The 21191-nt window shown below is 61.7% G+C and carries 11 protein-coding genes; 4 read left to right on the top strand and 7 right to left on the bottom strand.

Features of this window, described 5'->3' with window-relative positions; translation table 11 throughout:
• Window positions 1-33: 33 nt before the first annotated feature.
• The gene (locus tag IEX27_RS11225) at window positions 34-4023 is read left to right on the top strand and encodes a hypothetical protein (protein WP_188721145.1); all 3990 of its coding nucleotides are present in this window, start codon (window positions 34-36) and stop codon (window positions 4021-4023) included.
• A gap of 3 nt (window positions 4024-4026) precedes the next feature.
• Entirely contained in the window at window positions 4027-8583 is a 4557-nt protein-coding gene (locus IEX27_RS11230; RefSeq protein ID WP_188721146.1) for a hypothetical protein, read from the top strand.
• 15 nt (window positions 8584-8598) lie between these two features.
• Here IEX27_RS11230 and IEX27_RS11235 read toward each other — a convergent pair whose 3' ends face one another.
• A complete protein-coding gene (locus IEX27_RS11235; protein WP_188721147.1) occupies window positions 8599-9870 on the bottom strand; it encodes a phospholipase D-like domain-containing protein in 1272 nt (423 codons plus the stop codon).
• A 217-nt stretch (window positions 9871-10087) separates the two neighbouring features.
• Here IEX27_RS11235 and IEX27_RS11240 point away from each other — a divergent pair, with 217 nt between their 5' ends.
• On the top strand, window positions 10088-11719 hold the full coding sequence (locus IEX27_RS11240) for an FAD-dependent monooxygenase (RefSeq protein ID WP_210315527.1): 1632 nt from the start codon (window positions 10088-10090) through the stop codon (window positions 11717-11719).
• 19 nt (window positions 11720-11738) lie between these two features.
• Here IEX27_RS11240 and IEX27_RS11245 read toward each other — a convergent pair whose 3' ends face one another.
• The 6 genes from IEX27_RS11245 to IEX27_RS11270 form a co-directional block, all read right to left on the bottom strand.
• Window positions 11739-12980, bottom strand: coding sequence for a M20 family metallo-hydrolase (locus tag IEX27_RS11245; protein WP_188721148.1), 1242 nt, complete (start codon window positions 12978-12980; stop codon window positions 11739-11741).
• Window positions 12981-13916, bottom strand: a complete 936-nt coding sequence (locus IEX27_RS11250) for an ABC transporter permease (RefSeq protein ID WP_244630330.1) — start codon at window positions 13914-13916, stop codon at window positions 12981-12983.
• A gap of 23 nt (window positions 13917-13939) precedes the next feature.
• Complete coding sequence (locus IEX27_RS11255) at window positions 13940-15496, bottom strand: sugar ABC transporter ATP-binding protein (RefSeq protein ID WP_188721150.1); 1557 nt, start codon at window positions 15494-15496, stop codon at window positions 13940-13942.
• Window positions 15493-16599 (bottom strand): sugar ABC transporter substrate-binding protein, encoded by a 1107-nt coding sequence (locus IEX27_RS11260; protein WP_188721151.1) that lies wholly within the window; start codon window positions 16597-16599, stop codon window positions 15493-15495. Before IEX27_RS11260 ends, IEX27_RS11255 begins: the two co-directional genes overlap by 4 nt.
• 66 nt (window positions 16600-16665) lie before the next feature.
• A complete protein-coding gene (locus IEX27_RS11265; protein WP_188721152.1) occupies window positions 16666-18423 on the bottom strand; it encodes a hydantoinase B/oxoprolinase family protein in 1758 nt (585 codons plus the stop codon).
• 17 nt (window positions 18424-18440) lie between these two features.
• Complete coding sequence (locus IEX27_RS11270; RefSeq protein ID WP_188721153.1) at window positions 18441-20507, bottom strand: hydantoinase/oxoprolinase family protein; 2067 nt, start codon at window positions 20505-20507, stop codon at window positions 18441-18443.
• Window positions 20508-20638: 131 nt separating this feature from the next.
• Between IEX27_RS11270 and IEX27_RS11275 the strand changes: the two genes are divergently transcribed.
• On the top strand, window positions 20639-21148 hold the full coding sequence (locus IEX27_RS11275) for a MarR family winged helix-turn-helix transcriptional regulator (RefSeq protein WP_188721154.1): 510 nt from the start codon (window positions 20639-20641) through the stop codon (window positions 21146-21148).
• Window positions 21149-21191 lie beyond the last annotated feature (43 nt).

The following is a 21191-nucleotide window of genomic DNA, read 5'->3' on the forward strand; positions in this document are numbered from 1 at the left end:
TATACTTTTAGCTGACTGGGATCTTCCCAGCCCGTGCAATATCTTGCCGCGCGCCAGATGGCCATGGCCTCGGTTGGTCAGCCTTCGCGCGTGGTGCATGTGGCGTCAATGGAGGCTGCAGATGTGACGAGGCGACCTGTCCGCAAGCAACGCACGCTTGAGATCGGCCAGCTTCGGTTCGCCAGCGGGCTGAGGTTGCTCAGCGGCGAGAGCGCCGCATCAGCGGACACCTCGATATTCATTGACCTCATCCGCCCGTGGGATCTCGTAAACCTCGCCATCGAGGTTCAGGGGTGCATCCTGATAACCGATAGGGAGCAGGGCCGACTGGCGCCCCTCGAAGGTGCGAATGCCCGCCTGATCGTCCGGTTTCCTTTTCAACATGTCGCGGAAGAGGCGATCTACGAGCGTCCATCCGGACGCCTGATGCCCGTCCCCGACGAGATTACGCATGAGCCTGTCGATGATACTTCGCCGGTGCTTAACAATCCTGTTGCGCGGCCGAACCCGCCGATCAGGGCGCGCGCAGCACACGGCAGCAGACTTGTATTTGAAATCCCGCCCGAAGATTCCATCAGCTTCACGACCGAGGGTCTGCTGGAGGCGATTGGTCGCCTCCAGCCTGTTGTCCACAAGCTTGCCCAACCGGGAACAGCCCTTCCCGCAGGTTCGGGCCTGACCGGTGCTCTCACCTCGCCATCCACCCGACCGGATCCGCTTATCCGTATTCCTGGAGGGTTGATCGCGGAATTCATCGGCAATGATGTCGTTCTGAGAAAGCCATCGGCGCGAGAGCGGGATCAGTTAACCGTAGAGACTTCCGGCCTCGCCATGTTCCAGCAGGACGCCCTCACCGCCCGCCGGGCGCGGGCGTTCCTTGCATCGCGTGCAGTGAACCTTGCGCGCGGCGTTGATCCGCCAGACACTGTTTTCAGCGACGTCAGGATCGGAGGCCGTCTGTTCGCGGCCCACTCGATCCTGGGTGCTTTGCCTGTTTCTCCAATCGTTGGAGGGTTACGGCGAAGGCAGCAACTCAGTTCGCCGCCGCTTGCCGAGGAGACGGCCATCGAGGCGCCCTACCGGCTGATCATCTCGCCCGACAACGAAGCTCGCTGGGGTCACGCAGTCGCGCCCGTGGGATCTGCCCGGGCGCCGGGTCATATCGAACTGTGGCATAGCAGATTGGGGCGCGTTGCTACTGGTCACGACGGGCGTGAGATCGTCGATGAAACACCCAGTGACCGGCGGATCGTCCGGGCGATCTGGACGCGCGATCGCGACTATCCCCATAACGCCGCCTGGAAGGATCCGCGATCCTCCATTCCGGCGCATGGGAATGACGATCCGTTCCGGATGTCTTTGGACCCGGCCGACCGGAACATGATCGTGCGGCAAACGTCAGAGACGCTTGCTGGTACGCGGGAGTCAATCACGCCGTCGCCGGTGGCGGCACACTCGCTATGGCTTTCCAGTCTCGGCGCCTGGCTCGACCTGCACGGCGCCTGGTCGGCAAAACCCTATAGCAGCGCGCATATCCCTTCGATCCTGTCCTGGGACCATGTCGCGCCGATGGGCCGCGATCAATATGTGCGGGTCGTCTACCCAGGTTATCTCTGCTCATTCGGGCACCAGGCGACCATCGTCAAGGTGACTGAGCGCAAGATGAAGGACGCCAGCCCGTCGGTCGCGTCACTCTATCAGCAACTGTTTCTCGTCATCGGCGAGCGCCGCCGTGTCTATCCGGATACCCGCAACTTTCCGTTCCGGGAGCTGATTGTCGGCCCTCAGGTGATAGCGATCGACGAGCCCAGCGGTGCGCCGGGCGACCGCCTCTCGGAATTCTTCTGGCCAAAGGTCGGCGGCCAGCCAGTCGCCTTTACCGTCGAGGCACTCGATCATGATGGCCAAAGGAGCAGGCTGCAGGTCCATCAGATGTGGGTTTCGGCCGCATTCGGGGATCATGCGGCTGTTGAAGCCGCCTACAATGGCAATCCGTGGCGCTCGGCGTCAGCGTATGGTCAGCGCATCGCCTTCGTCCCATCGCGGGCCAACAGCGACACCGCGTTCGAAACTGAAACGCTGCGGTTCACGGTAAAGGCTGGCACGGCCACCTCACAGCCGTCCATGAGCAGCGCCAACATTAAAATTGCGGCGCTCGAGCGGCTGTCTCGGATCGGCTCCGTTCCCATTGCCTATCATTCCTTGTACAAGGCGAAGGGTTTCGGCGCTGTTGCCAACAAGGGCGAGATCTGGGCGCGTGTCCTTGTCGCTGGCGAGCAAACGCCGGAAAACTCCAGCGATCCCTCGATTGCGTTGCCGCAGATACAGTTCGGAGCAGGCGCGCCGAGCGGAAGCGACAAGAGCGGCGGATTTCTCACACCTGATCTGCCCGTGCGCGGTCTGTCCCGGCTGACTGGCGTGGTCGGCGAATTGAACGAAATGGCCAAGCTGGAGTTCGCGCCACAGCCATTTTTCGAGAATGCTGCGCCAAAGCTGTTCGGGCTTATCCCGCTCGATGAGCTTTCCCTCAGCGTGGACAGCGACCTCGAAAAGATCCCGCAGCTCATCTCCGAAGTGCTGAGTCGGACGGAAGCGCTCATCGACAACATCTCCCGTGCCGGAAAGGCGCTTGGCGATGCGATCGAAGAGGCCGGAAGGATGGCAGCCCGTGCGGCCGGGCGGCCTGACGAATGGGCACAGCAGGCACAGGCGGCAATCGCAGCAGCCAATGATGCCAAGGGCATCTTTGACGAGGCGGCGGCGAAGCTCCCGGAGCTCATGTCGCAGATACAAAACAGCGGCAAGTCTGGCCCGCAGGTCGCGACAATCTACGAGGCGTTCAAGAGTGAGCTTGAGGATGCCATCGCCGAGTTCGACGCGCTGGCCGACAAGCTTCCCCCCTTCATCGGCCATGTGCTGCGGGCGACAGGGCAGCTGCTGCGCACCGCAATCCTCGAAACGGCAGACCTGGTGGAGGATATCTATCGCTACGTGAACGGCATGGCTGAAACCGGCACGCTCGCGCGCATCCGTTTCGAATGGACGCCAAAGATTGGGAACTGGCCGCCCATGCCGGCCCAACCGTTGATCGAGGTGAGGCCGGACAGCCTTTCCTTCGCCATCCAGGCACGTGCAGGCTTTGACGGCAAAGCAGGCATGGAAGTGCTGGCGGAACTCAGCGATTTCAAACTGCACCTGTTCCCCAACGCCGAGCTGATCATCATCGCCTTCGATCATTTTTCCTTTAAAAGCGGCGATACCGGCAAACCATTGGTCGACATCGTGATTGCCGACATCGAATTTCGCGGCGTCCTGTGTTTTGTTGAAGACATCAAGGAACTGATCCCGCTCGACGGGTTCTCCGATCCGCCAAACATCGCGGTCACGCCTGAGGGTCTGACCGCCGGCTTCAGCGTTGCTCTGCCTGACATCGCCATGGGCCTGTTCAGCATCACCAACATGTCGCTCGGTGCTGACGTCAGGGTCCCATTCCTTGGCGAGGTGGTCACGGTCGGCTTCAACTTCTGCACGCGTGAGCGTCCGTTCACGATTGCCGTCGCATTTCTGGGTGGCGGCGGCTGGTGCGGTATCCGCATCTCGGCCGAAGGGGTCGACGTGCTGGAAGTGGGCCTCGAGGCCGGAGCCTGTATTGCCGTGAACTTTGGTGTGGCGTCCGGGTCGGTCGGCGCATTGCTCGGCATCTACATCCGACTGGAGTCCGAAGCCGGCTCGATCGCAGGCTACTTTCGCCTGCGCGGCGAAGTTGACGTGCTGGGGCTCATCTCTACCGGGATCGAGCTTTACATGGAGCTCATGTACAACTTCGACAGCGGCAAGATGGTTGGGCGCGCCAGCATCACCGTCAATGTTTCCGTGATGGGAATCTCCAAGTCAGTTCATCTGGAGACCGAGCGCAGCTTCGCTGGCTCGAATGGCGACCCCTCCTTCCTGGAGGTGATGGATGCCGCAACCGGCACTTCCCTTCCATGGTCCCTCTATTGCAGCGCGTTTGCAGGGGAATGACGGATGGAACAGGAATATTTCATTCTTTGTGCGCTGCCCTACACCTTGCGTGCTTCAGCGTCGTTCCATGTTTCGCTGTTTGTGGCGCCGACCATCCAGGCAGGAGGAACCACCCTGCTTGGCGACTGGCCGCTATTTCGCGACTGGGCGCAGCATGTCCGAAGCGAGATCAGCATTACGCTCAGCGATCAGAACGGTCCCATAGCCTGCTCGCCACTCCTTGATCCTGTCGATCCCGATTTGTGGCGCGCTGTGTTTCCGGCCGATCTGGCGGTTCGCTCGCAGCAGGTTCCACGGTGGGAGGACCGGCATTGGCGCAGCTTCTCCGCCCGCACCGTCATGGACATCGCCCGCGGCATCCACATTGCAACCATGCTGGCAAGCCCGGCCGACCCGCCGGCACCTGCAGCCCACCCGCTGTCCGACCTGCTGATGCGCTATGCTGTGCAGCACGAATTCCTCACCGGCACGGGTCGCGGCGAGCGAAGCCGACGCAAGTTCGACGCTCGCCGGATGACGCAGCTTCTGGACGGCATCGTTGAATCGGGCGAATCTCTCGCCGTGATCGAGCGGATGGTGGCGGGCGAAGTCGACTGGATGCACAAGCTGGCGCTCGAACTCCATCGCTGCCGCCGCTTTTACGAGCGTCCGGAATCGCAGGAGCCCTACAGGGCGCGACCCGACCCGGAGGCGCAACCACCAAGGCCCGACCTGCCGGAGTCAGAATTTCACGAACGCTGTGCCTTTCTTGGCGACCATCCCGCAATGCTTCGCAGGCTGGGTCTTGTCATCGATCTCATCGTGGACGATCCGGCGCGCATGGCGGATTCACGCTGGCTCTCCGCGCGTCTGGATATCCAAGGCAATGCCGATGCATGCCGGACGACCCGTCTTGCTTGCTCACGCGCGGGGGATGACCTCGTCGCCGCTCCAACCGGTAGCGATTGGCAGGACGGCGCACTCACCCTGGGAGATGAAAAGCGTTTCTCGGTCCTGCCTATCGACGCTGATGGCAGCGCGCTCAAGGTAGAACGTTTCATCTGGACGCTTCCGAACCTCCTGTTCTCCGAAGCGAACCAGGATCCGGTGAACGCCGCTACGCCGTCCCTCCGGTCCCCGGGATTCACGATTGCGGCTGCAAGCCAGGGCGTCGCCATCCAGCACCGCCTTGCACGCCAGCAGCAACTGGAAGCCGGCCTTGCCGTCGGCAGCGTCCAGGTTCTCGCGGCAGAGGATGTGATGCGTGGATTCCGCGTCGAGGTGTGGGACGATCACAGTGGACGTTGGGCATCCCTGCACCAACGTTTAGCCAGCGCATCGGTCTCAGGCTCCGGCGACGTCTATTCCGCGATCGGCGAGCAGGGCTTCATCCAGGGAACGGCCGCTCATGAGACGCCGGGCGTAGCGAAAGCGCCAATACATATCCATGAGGCGCTGTTCGGCTGGGAGGGTTGGAGCCTGTCGGCGCGCCGGCCGGGCAATCGCATCAGGCATCTGAATGGTGAGGAGATTGTCGAGCCGGATGAGCCCGAAAGTCCGGAGCGTCTGGTCCATCCTGTACATTTTGCGTCGGAAGTTGCGCCGGGAACACTGCCAAGACTGCGCTACGGACGCTCCTACAGCTTCCGCGCATGGGGCGTGGACCTTGCAGGCAACAGCCGCCCGCACAGTATGGGCCACACCCCGTTGTTGCCAGTTCCCCCTGTGCTGATACCCGGTGCAGGACAGGGGACTTCAGCCCCCTTCAGTTTGTTGGACACTCCTGTACTGCGCACTGCGATCGCAGCGTCGATCGCCCGTCGCGATGAGATGCCTGCGGCTGCCTCGGAAGATCCGGAAAGCATTCTGGGGGAGGTCGGGGAGGCCGGTCACGAGATCCTCGACCAATTGCGCCAACGACGACTTGGAAGCAGGCAGGTGCGGCGGCCATCATTCTCGATCCGCGATGCGCTGAACGAGAAGGTCGCCACCATTGTCAGCGATCGTACGCAGCCGCTGTGGTCAGCGCCCGACAAAGAGGAGTCCGATGCTCTTGCCCGTGTTCTGGCCGCACATGCCGCGGATCTGACCGCCGGGGACGCAGAGGAGATCCAGATCCGTTTCAGTCGAACGGTGACCAGGCCAACGCCTTTCCTGCGCTGGGAGCCAGTCTCCAGCCCCGCGTTGGTTCCTCGTCGCAGATATATGGAAGGCGAGTCTCTCCGCGTCCTCGTCATACGTTCAGGCGTGACACAGGACCCGGCAACGCTCGACATCAAACTGGCCGATCCCGATCAATTTGCGGCTGCGGCGAATGAAAAGCTGACCGCAGCGGGTTACCATGGCACCTGTGAGCGCCATCTTGCGCCGCCCAAGATAAGCCAGATACAGGCTGAGTTGCACGGCAAGTTCGATGCCGCCATAGGTTCCTCCGACCCGGCCGACCACCGCAAGATGCTGGGTTGGGCTCTGCGTGAGAACGGCACTTTCCAGGACATCGACCGTGCCGATATCGACAACCCGCCTAACCGCATCGCGCAACCGGGTATAGCCATCGTGCATGTCGGACAACCGACCACCGAGCTCAAGGTGCTCCCGCTTGCGCCGGGCGAACCGCTCGCCCCTGGGCAGACGGTGATACACGACGTAGACGAGCTTGGGTTGCCGTATCTGCCTGATCCGCTCGCCCGGGGGATCTCGATTGCGTTCCACGATGCGGGCAAGCCCGGGATCATCCCGTTTCCCTTCGGCGCTGAAGTCTTCACGGCGGCTTATCCTGGCGACTGGCCGGAGATCGAGCCATTCCGGCTTGTTTTGAAGGGCGCCGACAGACTCGCCGCCGATCTTTCGGAACGAACGCTTTCAATTATGCTGCCGCCCGGGGACATCCAGCGGTTCCGCCTTGCCAGCAGCGTAACGAAGGAGGGGCTGAACCTGTTGGGCCCGTGGCGCAGCCTGCCCGAAGGAGTGCGTGCTGCGGACGGGGTTGCCGAGGCCGCGGCTGATGGGCTGCTATGGGGTCTGACGCCATTCGAGGAGGTGATGCTGGTCCATGCGGTCGATCGGCCTGTGGAAGCGCCGAGATGCATCAAGCTGACACCGATCAGAGCCGAAGGCTCTACCAGCGCCTGGCTGATCGGGGCCGTCGATGTTCATGGCGGTAGCACCGACAGCCTTAGCCTGGAGGCCGACTGGACGGATGTCGTAGACGACCTGTCGCTGCCTCACTGGCAGGAGCAGCCAGCCACCACGACCGCCTACCGGATGCCAATCCGGCCCTACGAAGATATCGCCCTGCTGTGGCTTCAAAACCAGCAGCACGATCTCGAGGGGGTGGGGCCGGTGGATTTTCATAGCTCCCTCCACGAATTTGGTGATACGCGCCACCGTCTCGTCCAGTATCGCTTTCGTGCCTCTACGCGCTTCCGGGAATATTTCCCGGACAGTTTGCTCACGCCGGCTGATCCACCTGCGCCTGATGTCCCAGACCAGCCCCTCGACGACGGGCAGAGCGTCGTGGGACCGGCAATCATGGTTTCGATTCCTTCCTCTGCCCGACCGGCCCCACCGCTCATCCATTCCGTCATTCCGCTCTTCCGATGGTCCGCTGCAAACGAAGCCGAGCAGCCCCTTGCCTGGCACCATGAGCGGCGCGCCGGCGTTCGCATCTATCTGCAGCGTCCGTGGTACTCGAGCGGCGAAGGTGAGATGCTGGCTGTATTGCTTGCACGCAGCGGAGACCGGGCTGCGTCCGGATCTGCGTTCGTCAGCCAATGGGGCAGCGATCCACTATGGGCGGGTGCGCCGATCAATCAGCGCGAGCTCTCCCTTTTACAGCTTGATGATCTGCTTCATATATCGGGGTTCGATGACCGTACAAAGGCAGCGCAGCCGTCGCAGCCGGTGAACCTGCCGCTGTCGGCGCTGCCTGGGTCGCCTGTCGTTACAGCCGTGGGATACCAACCCATCTATAACGAGGAGCGGGAACTCTGGTATGTTGATTGCGCGATCAATCCCGGAAATCACTTCTGGCCGTTCGTGCGGCTCGCGGTCGCGCGCTACCAACCCGAAAGCATTGCAGGGTGTCACCTGTCCGCTCCCGTGCGTTGCGATTTTGTGCAATTGCCGCCGGAACGCATAGCCAGCGTCAGCCGTACCGATGAATCCCACGTCCGTGTCCTCGTGCGTGGCCAAGTGGGTATGCGAGCTCAGACCACCTCGGGCGACGTCCCACTCGCACAGTTCGCCGAGGCGGTGCGTAAAGACCGGCGCCTGGTTGCCCGGCTCCAGAAGCGCGATCCCGCGATCCAGTCTGATCTGGGCTGGGAGACGAGGTCCGTTACAGAATTGACAATGCGCGGGCGATCGCACGACGCGCATGAGGTCGCCTGGGTGGGTGAACTCGATGCCGGTGAGACGATCACAGTGGTCCGGCCGGGCGGTGAGCCAGGCGAGTGGCGCGTTGCAATCGAGGAATGGGAATGGCTCGAAGCCGATCCGCCTCCAAGCGGTATTTACGACATGCTACTGAGACCTGCTTACGAAACGCGGCTGATCTACGCCGACGAGATCCATCTTTAGTTCTGTGGCTCGACTTCAGATTTGTGTCTTGAGCAGATTTGCTGCCCAGTCCTGGATCTTAATGGTCCAGGGCCGGTTCTTCCATGCTTCCAGCGTCACCTGGCGTGCACTGGACAGGTCCTGGTTGAAGTCCTGGATCTGACGTTGTGCAAATGCTTGATCGTAGACGTTCAGGTTGGCTTCGTCGTTCAACCGGAAGGATCTTTCATCGAAGTTCGCCGAGCCGATGGTGGTCCAGTGCTGGTCCACGATAACCAGTTTGGTATGATAGTTCGTCGGCAGGTACTCATGGATCCTTATGCCGGCCTCGAGCAGGCGCCCCCACTGGTAACGCGAGGCCCGTCGCACCATGGGCACGTCAATCTCCTCGCCCGGAATGAGAACGTCGATCTCCACACCCCGACTTCTTGCGTCGAGCAGTTGCGTGATCAAGACCTCATCCGGTGCGAAGTATCCCATGCCGATGCGGATATTTTGCTCTGCTGCTGCAATGGCCATCAGCATCATCTGGTGCATGGACTGCGATCCGCCGGTCGGCGAGGATGAAACATGCTGCGCGTATATCTCGCCAGCCTGGTCTTGCACCGGATAGAAGCGGATGCCTTGCAGCACCTCATTGGTTGCTTCGAGCCAGTTCTGGGCGAATGCAGCCTGCATCTTCGAGACGACCGGCCCCTTTACCCGGTAGTGGTTGTCACGCCACTCGTTGGGATTACGCGCATCGCCCAGCCATTCGTCACCGATCCCGACACCACCAGTAAAACCGAGTACCCCATCGACAATCAGCAGTTTGCGGTGCGTGCGGTTGTTGACGCGATCGATCGAGTACCATTTCAGCGGCCGAAAGCGTTCCACCCGCGCACCGCTCGCGACCATCTGGTCGACCAGTCTTTCGTCGAAAGGGATGGAGCCAGCCCAGTCCAGCAGAACCCGAACCTCAACGCCCTCCTGCGCCTTTTGCGCCAATGCGCCGGCAAATTGTTCGGCGATTTCGCCTGACCAGTAGATGTAGGTCAGAAAGTTGATGTTGTCTTTTGCGCCCGCAATCGCTTCCAACATCGCAGGGAAGATTTCGTCTCCGTTGAGAAGCGTATCGATGCTGTGACCTGAGGTCACCGAACCCTCGAAAATCGCATCCATGGTACTGAGGAATTGAGGATCCGAAACGCTGAATTCATGCGGGATTGGTTGTCGGACATCGCGGCGGTGCGGAACCAGATTGAGTACAACGACAAACAGGACGGCGCACAGAAACAGAGCCAGCGCGCCTTTCAATACCCACTTCATCCGCATTGCGTTCCTGACCCCGATTCCAACCATGCATTCCAATCGGTAAACCCGCTTTGGCGGGAATCGTTGCCAGTGCAGTGACCCAAGACCCATGTTGAAATGGCATCATGCGGCCGCGCCTTAGCTGCGGCCGACCTGGCTTCCCATGAACGAGTTTCCGGGCTCACAACTCCTGACACAAATGTTAGTATGTTAGATCATGAGGGGGGTGATCATGAAAATACCGGTCGTTATCGCCGGGGCCGGACCTGTTGGGCTGACCCTTGCACTTGATCTTGCACGACGCGGCATCCGTTGCCTCGTCGTCGAGCGCAATCCGTCAACGACCAGGCATCCGAAGATGGACATCACCAATTCGCGCAGCATGGAGTTATTCCGCGCGATTGGCATCACCGAGAGTCTGCGGGCTGCCGCCGTGCCGCCATCGCACGCCTTTGATGTCTCGTGGATCACAAATTTCGTTGGCGAAGAGCTTCACCGTTTCGCGTACCCGTCCGTTGATGAGATGAGGCGGCGTATCCTGGAGAAAAACGACGGCACCATGCCGCTCGAGCCACCGATGCGAGTTTCACAAGTGGTGATCGAGCCTGTCCTGAGAATGCACGCAGAACGCAGCCCACTGATTGACCTGCGCTTCTCGACCACCTTCGAGCGCTTTGAGGAGCGGGAAAACGGTGTGACGGTGGTGCTCCGTGACACTGGAACGGAGAATCGGACGACCGTCGAATGCCGCTATGTGGTCGGATGTGATGGCGGCGGAAGCGTGGTACGGCAGCAACTGGGCATTGACCTGGAAGGCTCGCCGCGCGTCATGGAACGCTTCATGACGCATTTCCGCTCTCCCGAAAAAGACCTCCTGATGCGCTGGGGTGTGGCCTGGCACTATCAATCCGTTTACGGCACCCTCATTGCCCAGAATGATGAGGACGTCTGGACCCTGCATTCGCGGTTTCCGGATACGAAGACGGTTGAAGAGGCTCCGCAGGAACTGCTTCGCCGGTTCATCGGGCGGGATATCGAAGCAGAGATCCTGGTGGCCAATCCGTGGACGCCGCATCTTCTTGTGGCGCGCAGCTACGCCAAGCGTCGTGTCTTCCTCGCAGGCGATGCTGCGCACCAATACATTCCAACCGGCGGCTATGGCATGAACACCGGAATTGGTGATGCAACCAATCTGAGCTGGAAACTTGCCGCTGTCCTTCATGGCTTTGCTGGAGAATCCATCTTGCAGAGCTATGATGCCGAGCGTCGACCGATCGGAAAGCGCAACCTGGAAGCCTCGGGCCGCAACAACGATGTTCGCAAGGAGATCGGCGCCCTTTACACAGCCGAACTGTTCGAAGACGGTCCATCGGGCGATGCAGCCCGCGGACGCGTGTCGGCTGAGATGAAGCGCATTGGAAACCTGGAAAATGAAGCCTGGGGCATAGAGCACGGCTACGTCTATGCGGAGTCGCCGGTGGTTTGCGCGGAAGCTGGCGCGTCCATCAATACCGATCCAGCCGTATACGAACCGACGACCGTGCCGGGGGCCCGCCTGCCAAGCATCTTCCTGAAGGATGGTGCTGCGCTCTATGACAGGTTGGGTCCGTGGCTGACGCTGATTTCCTTTGGCCCGTCAGATCATGCCGGCTATTTCGAGGAGGCAGCAAGGATCCGCGGCGTGCCGCTGCGGGTGCTCACGATCGACGAGCCCGAACTGGTTTCGATTTATCAGGCACCCCTACTTCTGGTTAGGCCCGACCACCACGTTGCCTGGCGGGGTTCCAGCATCGCCGACATGGCTGCCGCTGCGCGGGTCATTGGCCGTACCCTAGGGTGGTATGGTCATATCTGGTCGAAGTAGACGGGGTATGACAGCCAGTCTACTTCGACAGCTCGAGCATTGCGTGCAGCAGGACGTTGGCGCCGGCGGCCAGATCTTCAGGCGAGGCGTATTCCCGCACGTTGTGGCTGATGCCATCCTTGCAGGGCACAAAAACCATTGCCGTTGGTACGACACGGGCCACATTTGCGGCGTCGTGCAGGGCGCCGCTGGCCATCTTGCGGTAGGAATATCCCTGCTGGATCGCCGCCTGTTCGAGCGCCGCAACGCAGGTTTCATCGAAGACGGTCGGCGGCACCGAAATCCGCTGGGAACATTCGACTTCGCATCCGGAAGACGCGCCGACCGAGGCGCAGGCAGCCGCACACTCCTGCGTCAGCTTCTCCAGCGTTTCGGCGTCCGGGTGCCTGATATCGACCACGAAGGATGTCCGTCCGACGATGGTGCTCGGGCCGTCCGTCTCAGGCTTCAGGCGACCAACGCTGACGCGCGCCGCCGGGCCGTAGCTGCGGCCGATCTCGTTCAGCGCGACGAGCATACGGGCGCTTGCCAGCAACGCATCCTGCCGCTGGTCCAGCGGCGTGGTGCCGGCGTGGCCATCGGCCCCCGTCACCTCGACATCGAGCCAGCGCAGGCCCTGCACGGTGTTCACGACGCCGATCTGCAGCTGCTCCTGCTCAAGAATGGGTCCCTGCTCGATGTGCAGTTCCAGGAACGCGCCCAGCGGGAATTTCTCCGAGCCTTCGCCCAGCCAGCCGCGCGACTTCGCTTCGTCGCGGAAGAGGATGCCATCGGGCGTATGGGCCTTTGCCAGGCCCTCCTCGTCGATCAGGCCCGTGTACCAACCGGAACCCAGCAGCGCGGGGGCATAACGTACACCCTCCTCGTTGGTCCAGTTGATGACCGCGAGCGGCGCATTGGTCTGGATGCCTTCGTCGTTCAGGGTCTCGATCACCTCGAGCGCCGCCAGCACGCCGGAAATGCCGTCGAAACGTCCACCATGGGGCTGCGTGTCGAGGTGGCTGCCGGAACCGACCGGCAGGCGCTCCGGGTCAAGGCCCGGGCGGAAGCAGAACATGTTTCCGGCGCCATCCACGCGAACCTCAAGGCCAGCCTCACGGCACCAGCGGGCGAAGAGGGCGCGGGCTTCCGCATCCTCCGCCGACATGGCCAGGCGGCATGAACCCGTTTCCTCGATGGCGCCGATCCGCGCCAGCTCCATGTGACGGGCCCACAGCCGGTCTGCATTGACCGTCAGTGCCTTGTTTGCAGGATACGCCATTTACAGTGCCCTTTCCTTGCGCCCGTTGATCAGCTGGGACACCATGACGGCTACGACGAGGGCGCCACCGTAGAAGAGGTCGTGGACGAAGGTTCGGAAGCCAAGTACCGACAGGCCGTTGATGCCGGTCACCAGGAAGTAGACTGCGATCACCGAGCCCCAGGCATTGAAGCGGCCGGGCTTGATGCAGGTTGCGCCGAGGAAGGCGGCGGCGAAGGCTGGCAGCAGAAGGGTGGTGCCGGACGTCGGGTTCGCCGAACCGGTGGTTCCCGTATAGAGGATGCCGGCAAGGGCTCCCATCACGCCGGAAGCACAGAAGGCTGCCATGCGCACGCGGCCAACGGCGATGCCGGCAAGGCGTCCAACTTCACGGCCACGGCCGGTGAACAGCAGCTTCTGGCCAAAGGCCGTGTAGGAGAGGACGTACCAGATGATCGCTGCAAGCACGATTGCGTAATAGAAGCTCAGCGGAATGCCGAAGATGCGCTTGATGATGACATACTGCATCAGCGTGCGGGCCACGCCGCTGATCGTCTGGCTGTCGCTCATCCACAGCGTGATACCGTGGAGGAAGGTGCCGACACCCAGCGTGACGATGAGCGAGTGGATGCGGAAATAGAGTGTGATCGCACCATTGATGAGGCCGACGGCTGCACCCGCCAGCAGCACGATCGGGATGATGTAGCCGAGCGGTACGCCCATGCGGGCGCTCAGGATCGCGGTCAGCATCGACACGAACGTCAGCGTCTGGGCGATGGAGAGGTCGAAGTCGCCAGCCGTCAGCGGGATGATGAGGCCGAGCGTGACAATCACGAGCACGGCTTCGGAACCGAAGATGCTGGAGAAGTTCGACCAGGTGAGAAAGGTATCGGGCCGCAGGAAACCGAAGATCGCAATTACCGCGACCCACACGATCACAAGCCCGTATCGTTCCAATAAAGATCCCAAATTAGACATGGTTAAGCATCTGCCGGTTCGTGTGTTCTGGTTTCGCCGTAGCAGGACGCCTCGATAGAGGACTTCGTGACTTCGCTTCCGCGCAACTGTGCTTTGACACGGCCGCGCTCGAAGACGAGCACCCGGTGTGCGATCTGCTCAAGCTGCTCGAATTCGGACGTCGCGCAGATCACGGCCGCGCCGTTTCTGCAGGCTTCAAGCAGGCGCTCGTAGATTTCACGGCGGGCCCCGACGTCGATACCCTGTGTCGGTTCGTCGAGCAGGATCAGCTTCGGTCCGAGCTGCAGCCACTTCGCCAGCAGGAGCTTTTGCTGATTGCCGCCGGAGAGCTCCGACGCCGCCTGCTGCGGCGCGTTGGCCTTCACGACGAAACGCTCGATCAGGCCTGCCGTCGTCTGCTGCCGCTTGCCATGGTCGAGGCGGAAACGTCCCTCGCCGCGGACGGCGAGCGGGAGCATGGCGTTTTCGGTGAGGCTGATGTCGAGCGCGAGACCCTTGATGGGGCGGTCTGCCGGAATGAAGGAAATGCCGGCGCCAATGGCGTCGCTCGGGCGCAGCCTGGCAAGGTCGTAGACCTCGCCGTTGATCCTGAGCTGACCGGAAAGTGCCTTTTGTGCGCCGGCGAGCAGGCTGGGAACCTCGTCGTAGCCGGAGCCGATCAGGCCGGTAAGGCCGAGGATCTCGCCGGGACGTACGTCGAAGCTGAGGTCTCTGACGGTGCCGCCATTGGCACCCATCACCGTGAGGAGCGGGGCCGATGGGCCGCTGACGTCTCCCACAAGCCGTTCCTGGGTGAGCGCGCGCCCAACAATGGCGGCGACGATGTCGCGCCGATCCGTGTTGGCGCTCTCGAACGTACCGATGACATGCCCGTCGCGAAGCACGGTTGCCCGGTCGGTGATCTCCTTCACCTCATCGATGTCATGCGAGACGAAGATGATGCTGACGCCGCTGTCGCGCAGGCGGCGCATCATGGAAAACAGCTCGCGCACGTCCTCGATGGGCAGGAACGGGGTCGGTTCGTCCAGGATCAGCACGCCGGGGCTGGCCTGATCGGAGTGCGAGCTGACCCGGTCGGCGGCGCGGACGATGGCTAGCTGCGCACGCTTGACGGGCGACAGGTCGGCCACCTGGGCCATCGGGTCGAGCTTGATGTGGTACTGGTCAAACAGCCGCCGCGCGCGTTCTGCTTCGGCCGTCCAGTTGACGAACCAGCGCCCGCTGCGCGCATCGTCGCCAAGAATGAGGTTTTCGAGAACAGTCGCGTCAGGCAGCAGGCCAAGGTTCTGATGAACGAAGGCCAGGCCGATCTTCTCGCTGCGGCCGAGGGGGATGGGAAGCGCAACCGGCTTCCCATCGATGTGCAGGGTTCCCTCATCCGGCTTGTGAAAGCCGGAGAGGATCTTGATGAGCGTAGATTTGCCAGAGCCGTTCTTGCCCAGGAGTCCGTGGATTTCGCCGGGCATCACGACGAGATCCGCACGCGAAAGCGCGTGAACCCCGCCGAAAGTCTTGGTCAGCCCCCGGATTTCCAGGCGCGGAACAACCTGGCTTGTCATTCGGCGATCTTCCAGAGCTTGCGATAGCCTTCGACATAGGCATCGCCGTAGCCCTTTGCGGGGTCGGCCGGGTTGCCGACTTCGTCAATGTTCTCGGCCGTGAAGATGCGCAAGGGTACCTTGGAGTCGCGGACAGCTTCCATGTCGCACAGCAGCCGCATCTCGGCGTCGAGCATTGCATGAGCGATCCAGTCCAGGTTCTCGCCGATGTCGATCTCAACATCGCCGGCACGGATCATGTCGAGGACGAAGGGTGTACCGTTGAAGGTCGCGACCTTCACCTGTTCGCTACGTCCGGCGATGGCGATCGCCGGCGTGACGAAGGTCGACATGCTGTCGTAGATCGGGATGACGTAGTTGAGGTCCGGATTGGACTGCAGTGCACCGGCCACGGTCGGCTGAACCTTGGTCGACCAATCGACGATTGGCACGTTCACGATCTCATACTTGCAGTCCGGGCAGTGCTCCTTGAAGGCATAGGTGATGCCGGCAACGAGTGAATCGGTGGAGAGCGCTTCCGTGGAAACGAGCACGAGAGCGTTCGTCTTGCCGTCGGTCTGCGCGATGGTCCAGTCGGCCATCAACTCACCGGCCTTGTGGTAGTCGATCGCGATAGCCGCATCGACACCGGCAGGTGCATCCTGCTCAAGACCGGTCAGGTGCGAGGTGACAACCTTCACGCCCTTGGCCTGGGTCTGCATGACCTGAGGCTCGAAGAAGCGCGGGTCGGCACCAGCAAGAAGGCTGACGAGGCCGAACCCGTTGTTGGCAGCATAATCCATGCCCTGGATCCACTGCGTCGGGTTGCCCTGGTTTTCCCACTCCATGTGCTCGAAACCAAGTTCCTGCGCCAGCTTGGTCTTGTGGTCGCTGATGGTCTTGATGAACGGAATGGCGCTCGAAGCGGGGATGGTGAAGATCTTCTTGCCGGCCATGCAGGCCTTGGCGTCGAAGGGTTCACCGGCCGGCACGAAGTCCGGAATCTTGGAGTAGTTGGCGAGGTTCTCCTTGGCCTTGTCCACGCCTTCGTCAGCGGTGGCGGGAAGGAACGCCACCAATGAGAGGGCCGATGCCAGACCCAAAATCTTTGCAACGCGTATCATGTCCAGTTCTCCTCAGGTTCTACGCGAAAGTTCCCAGTCGTTTTTTGTTATTCGCGCGGCTGACCCCTATGCTTCGCCGCGCAATCTCCGTGTTGCAGCCTCATCCACCGCACCGCCTGCTATGACGACTGCGTAGTCTGACTGTGCCGTCTCAGGCGTGATCAGTTCGTCCAGGACATCGTCCAGCACCAGTTTCGGGTCACGCTTGGTGGGATCGCCATAACCGCCGCCGCAGGGGCCGTAGGCGGTGATGCAGTCGCCTTTCGCCAGCTGGCGGTAGGGGATTTTCGACGGCAGATTGACCACGTCGCCACTCGCACGGGCCAGTTCCACCTTGGCAGGCGAGCCGTCCTTACCGTCGAGGAAGCCCCATGGACGGAAGCGCTGGCCGTCGCCTTCAACCGATACCGCGCCATCTTCGAGCAGTTCGAACGAGCGGATGGAGCCGATACCGCCGCGCCAGGTGCCTGCGCCGGCCACGTCTTCGCGCAGTTCGTACTGCAGGACACGCAGGGGAAGATGGGACTCGATATCCTCGATCGGGTTATTGCGGGTGTTTGCATAGAGCGTGTCGACGGCGTCCATGCCATCCTTGCCGGCGCGGCCGCCGTAGGCGCCTTCCATGATCTCCATGTGAACCCAGGGCTTGCCGCCCGAAGCGCCACTGAAGGCCATGACGCGAAGGTTGCCGATACCGGCGCTGACCTGCTTCGGCACAGCCGGAGCAATCGCCTTCATTACCGTGTCGGCGACCGCATTGCCCGAACAGAAACGGGCGATGACCGGGGCCGGGAAGATCGGATTGGCGAGGCAGCCCTTCGGCGCGTGGATCGTGATCGGGCGGGTCAGGCCGCTGTTCTGCGGAATATTTCCGTAAACATCGCTGTCGAGCAGGATCGAACGGAGCGTCAGCCACACGGCGCAGTCAACGGTGCCGACGAGCGGCATGTTGATCGGCTTGTTGGTGGTCTGCGGGGCCGTTCCGGTCAGGTCGACGTGAATGTCGGAGCCCGACACGGTCAGCGTCACCTCGATCGGCAGTTCCTTGAGCGCCGGATCCGGATCATCGAGGTATCCGTCGATGAAGGTTCGGGCGTTGTAGCGGCCATCCGGAATGCGGGAGATGGCATCGCGCATCAGACGCTCGGAATAGTCGAGCAGGTCTTCGTAAGCGCCCGTGACGGTCTCGAGGCCATATTGCTCCAGCAGCGCCGAGTAGCGCTCTGCACCGATGCGGGCGGCCGCGATCTGCGCTTCCATGTCACCGACGACGAGATCGGCGATGCGGATGTTGCTGCGCAGGATCTGCCAGACCGGTTCAACCTTGCGGCCGGCGTCATAGACGCGGATCGCCTTAAACTGCAGGCCTTCGGCGTAGGTGTCCACGGCGTCCACGATACCGCAGCTGCCGGGGGTGAGTGCCCCGATGTCGAGATGGTGGGCGGTCGTCACCGAGAAGCCGGCGAGCTCGCCCTTGTGGAAGATCGGCACCGCGAAGCCTACGTCCGGACCATGGGAGGCGCCGCCATAGGGATCGTTGTGCATGAAGACGTCGCCCGGCTGGACCTTGTCTCCTCGCTTCTCCAGTTCGCCAAGGATACCGGCGATATAGCCCGGGATCGGGCCGGACTGCAGCGGAGTGCTCATGGTGCACTCGCAGAGCTGCCTGCCAGTGGCGTCCGTCAGGGCCGTGCCGAAGTCTTCACTTTCGCGAATGATGCTCGAGTAGCTCATTCGCATGAGCTTGTGGCCCATTTCGACTGCGATGTTCTCAAGCGCACCGTGAATAACGGCCGCAAGGATAGGATCGACGCGCGTCTGCATGATTTGCCTCCTGAACCTTAGTTGTCGCGCGTCATGCGCACGTTGCCGTACCGATCCGCCCAATAGATCCAGCCTGGCGGAACGACGGTCGTCGTATCAGTCTGAAGCAGGATTGCCGGGCCGCTGTACTTGACGTCGACCGGGAGCGTCGTCCGCTCGATGTGCGGCGTCTCGAAGGCCTGCAGGTTTCCGTCCACGCGGAAGACGCACCGGCCGGAACCAACCTGGGTCGGTTCACCGGAAACCGCGTACACCGGCGGCTCCGAAAGCTTGTCGACGAGGCCAAGGCCGCGCACCTTTACGGTGACGATCTCGATCGGGCTGCTCTCGAACGCGTGGCCGTATTCGGCACGGTGACGGTCGTGGAACGCACGCCAGACGGTCTCCAGTGACTCCTCCGACAGAGGACCATCGGGGACGTCAATCTTCAGTTCGTAACCCTGGCCAACGTAGCGCAGGTCAGCCTGGCGCAGCATACGAACCCGGTCGGCAGGCACCTTGTCACGCTCGAAGATCGCGCCAAGCTCGGCTTCCATGTCGTCATAGAGCGCCTGCAGCCTGCTGATCTCGAGCTCGCCCTTCACTGCGAAGGCGGTGCGCAGGGCGTGATATTCGAGATCGGCCGTCAGAAGACCCACGGCGGAGGTGATGCCGGGATGGGGCGGGATCAGGACGCTCGTCATGCCGAGCATGGCAGCCGTTTCGGCAGCCTGCAGCGGACCACCGCCGCCAAAGCCGGACAGCGTGAATTCGCGCGGATCGATACCCTTCTGGACCGTCCTCGAGCGGATGGCATTGGCCATGTTGCTGTTGAGGACGGTGAGTACGCCTTCTGCGGTTTCTTCCGGCGTGCGGCCAAGCTTTTCGGCCAGTTCACCGATAACACGGGCCGAAGCCTCGGCATCAAGCGACATGCGTCCGCCAAGGAAGCGTTCCGGCACCAGGCGGCCGAGCACCACATTGGCGTCGGTCACGGTAGGCACGGTGCCGCCACGACGGTAGGCAGCGGGGCCAGGAACGGCGCCTGCAGACTGCGGCCCAACGCGGAAGGCCTTGCCCTGATCAAGATAGGCGATGGAGCCGCCGCCAGCGCCGATCGTATGGATGTCGATCATCGGCAGCATGACGGGGAAGCCTGCGATCTGGGCGCTGCGCGCATCCGATTCCGTCAGGCGACCATCACGGATGATGCCGATGTCGGCGCTGGTGCCGCCGATATCAAGCGTCACCAGCTTGTCGATGCCGGCATGCTGGCCGACCCATTCACCACCGCGGACACCCGCGACGAGGCCGGAAAGCAGCGTAGACGCCGGGCGTTCGGCAATCATCTCCGGTGTCGCAAGGCCACCCGAGGAGGTCATCACGCGCAGTTCGCCGGTGATGCCGAGCTTCGCAAGTTCCCCGCTGAGATTGCTGATGTAGCGGCGCACTTTCGGTCCGATGAAGGCCGACATGGCCGCCGTGGTGAAGCGCTCGAACTCGCGGAACTGCGGGGAAACGTCAGCCGAAGTCGTGACGAATACGTCTGGCAGGATTTCCCGAACGATCTCTGCCGCGCGGCGCTCGTGTGCCGGATTGACGTAGGAGAACAGGAAGCCGATCAGGACGGCCTCAACGCCGGCTTCGCCCAGTTCACGGGCAGCCTGTGCGACGGCTTCTTCGTCCAGCGGAACAAGCTCAGCGCCCTGCGCGTCCAGACGGCCCTCCACAGTCTTGCGGAAGCGGCGATGGATCAGCGGCCGGTTCTGCCAGGGCAGGTCCTGCATGATCGAATAATGCTGCGGGCGCTGATGTCGACCGATGTGAAGGACATCGCGGAAGCCCTTGTTGGTGATCATGCTGGTTATGGCGCCATCGTGAACCAGCATAGCATTGGTTCCGACGGTCGTGCCGTGGAACACGGCGGTAATTGCCTCGGGAACGATGCCTGCAATCTCGCAGATGCCCTGGATGCCGGCAATGACACCTTCAGCTGGATTGGCAGGAGTGGACGGAACCTTATGGATCGTTACGGCTCCCTTTGCCAAATCCGCAAGAATGAGGTCTGTGAACGTCCCGCCGACGTCAACTCCTAGTGCAATCATGATTACCTCTCCAACCAATATCGGAAGATTGATCCATCTGGATTGATCTGGCAAGTTGAATCTACATGGATCTAATTTGTTGGTCGCTGGCATGCTGGACGATCTGCGAGGAGCCTCGTAGGGGAGAGAGAATGAAGAGCATTGCTGAGGATGAAACGTTGAGTACAAACGACTACAGAGCGAGCATCTTTGCCGGAAAATTGAAGGAGCTGATGGTCATCAGCTATGTTGTTCTGGGAAACAACGTGGTGACCGGCCGCTTTATCGAGAAGCGCTACCGCATGCCTATCCAGGCGTGGTCGTCTCTTTATGTCGTCAGGGAATTTCCCGGCATACGCGCCAAGGAAATTCGCGAGGTCATTCCCCGTCCGCAGAACACGATCAGCCGGGCCGTCTCGCTGCTGGAAGCGCGGGGCTATCTCCGCCAGGAAGTGTCGGAGACGGATGGGCGCGAGAAATGCCTCTACGTGACCCCCGCAGGTGCGAAGCTGGTGGATGAACTCGTCGAGATCTCTCGGCTGAGACAAGAAGAATGGCTGGCGCCTCTGACGCCGGAGGAACGCAAGATGTTCTACCAGCTGTCCCGCAAGATCGCGGAAGGCCAGAAGCTGCTGACCACAGAGGTAATGAGCGTCGATTAGCTGCTGATGGCTGCCAGAAACCGGCAAAGCGTGTAGCAATGCC

It is taken from the genome of Nitratireductor aestuarii (assembly GCF_014641695.1).
In the GTDB taxonomy this organism is placed as follows: Bacteria; Pseudomonadota; Alphaproteobacteria; order Rhizobiales; family Rhizobiaceae; genus Chelativorans; species Chelativorans aestuarii.

Bases quoted from the DNA above. Each gene is read 5' to 3' on its own strand.
- IEX27_RS11230 (WP_188721146.1), top strand. From the start codon at position 4,027: ATGGAACAGGAATATTTCATTCTTTGTGCGCTGCCCTACACCTTGCGT.
- IEX27_RS11235 (WP_188721147.1), bottom strand. From the start codon at position 9,870: ATGAAGTGGGTATTGAAAGGCGCGCTGGCTCTGTTTCTGTGCGCCGTC.
- IEX27_RS11240 (WP_210315527.1), top strand. From the start codon at position 10,088: ATGAAAATACCGGTCGTTATCGCCGGGGCCGGACCTGTTGGGCTGACC.
- IEX27_RS11245 (WP_188721148.1), bottom strand. From the start codon at position 12,980: ATGGCGTATCCTGCAAACAAGGCACTGACGGTCAATGCAGACCGGCTG.
- IEX27_RS11255 (WP_188721150.1), bottom strand. From the start codon at position 15,496: ATGACAAGCCAGGTTGTTCCGCGCCTGGAAATCCGGGGGCTGACCAAG.
- IEX27_RS11260 (WP_188721151.1), bottom strand. From the start codon at position 16,599: ATGATACGCGTTGCAAAGATTTTGGGTCTGGCATCGGCCCTCTCATTG.
- IEX27_RS11265 (WP_188721152.1), bottom strand. From the start codon at position 18,423: ATGCAGACGCGCGTCGATCCTATCCTTGCGGCCGTTATTCACGGTGCG.
- IEX27_RS11270 (WP_188721153.1), bottom strand. From the start codon at position 20,507: ATGATTGCACTAGGAGTTGACGTCGGCGGGACGTTCACAGACCTCATT.
- IEX27_RS11275 (WP_188721154.1), top strand. From the start codon at position 20,639: ATGAAGAGCATTGCTGAGGATGAAACGTTGAGTACAAACGACTACAGA.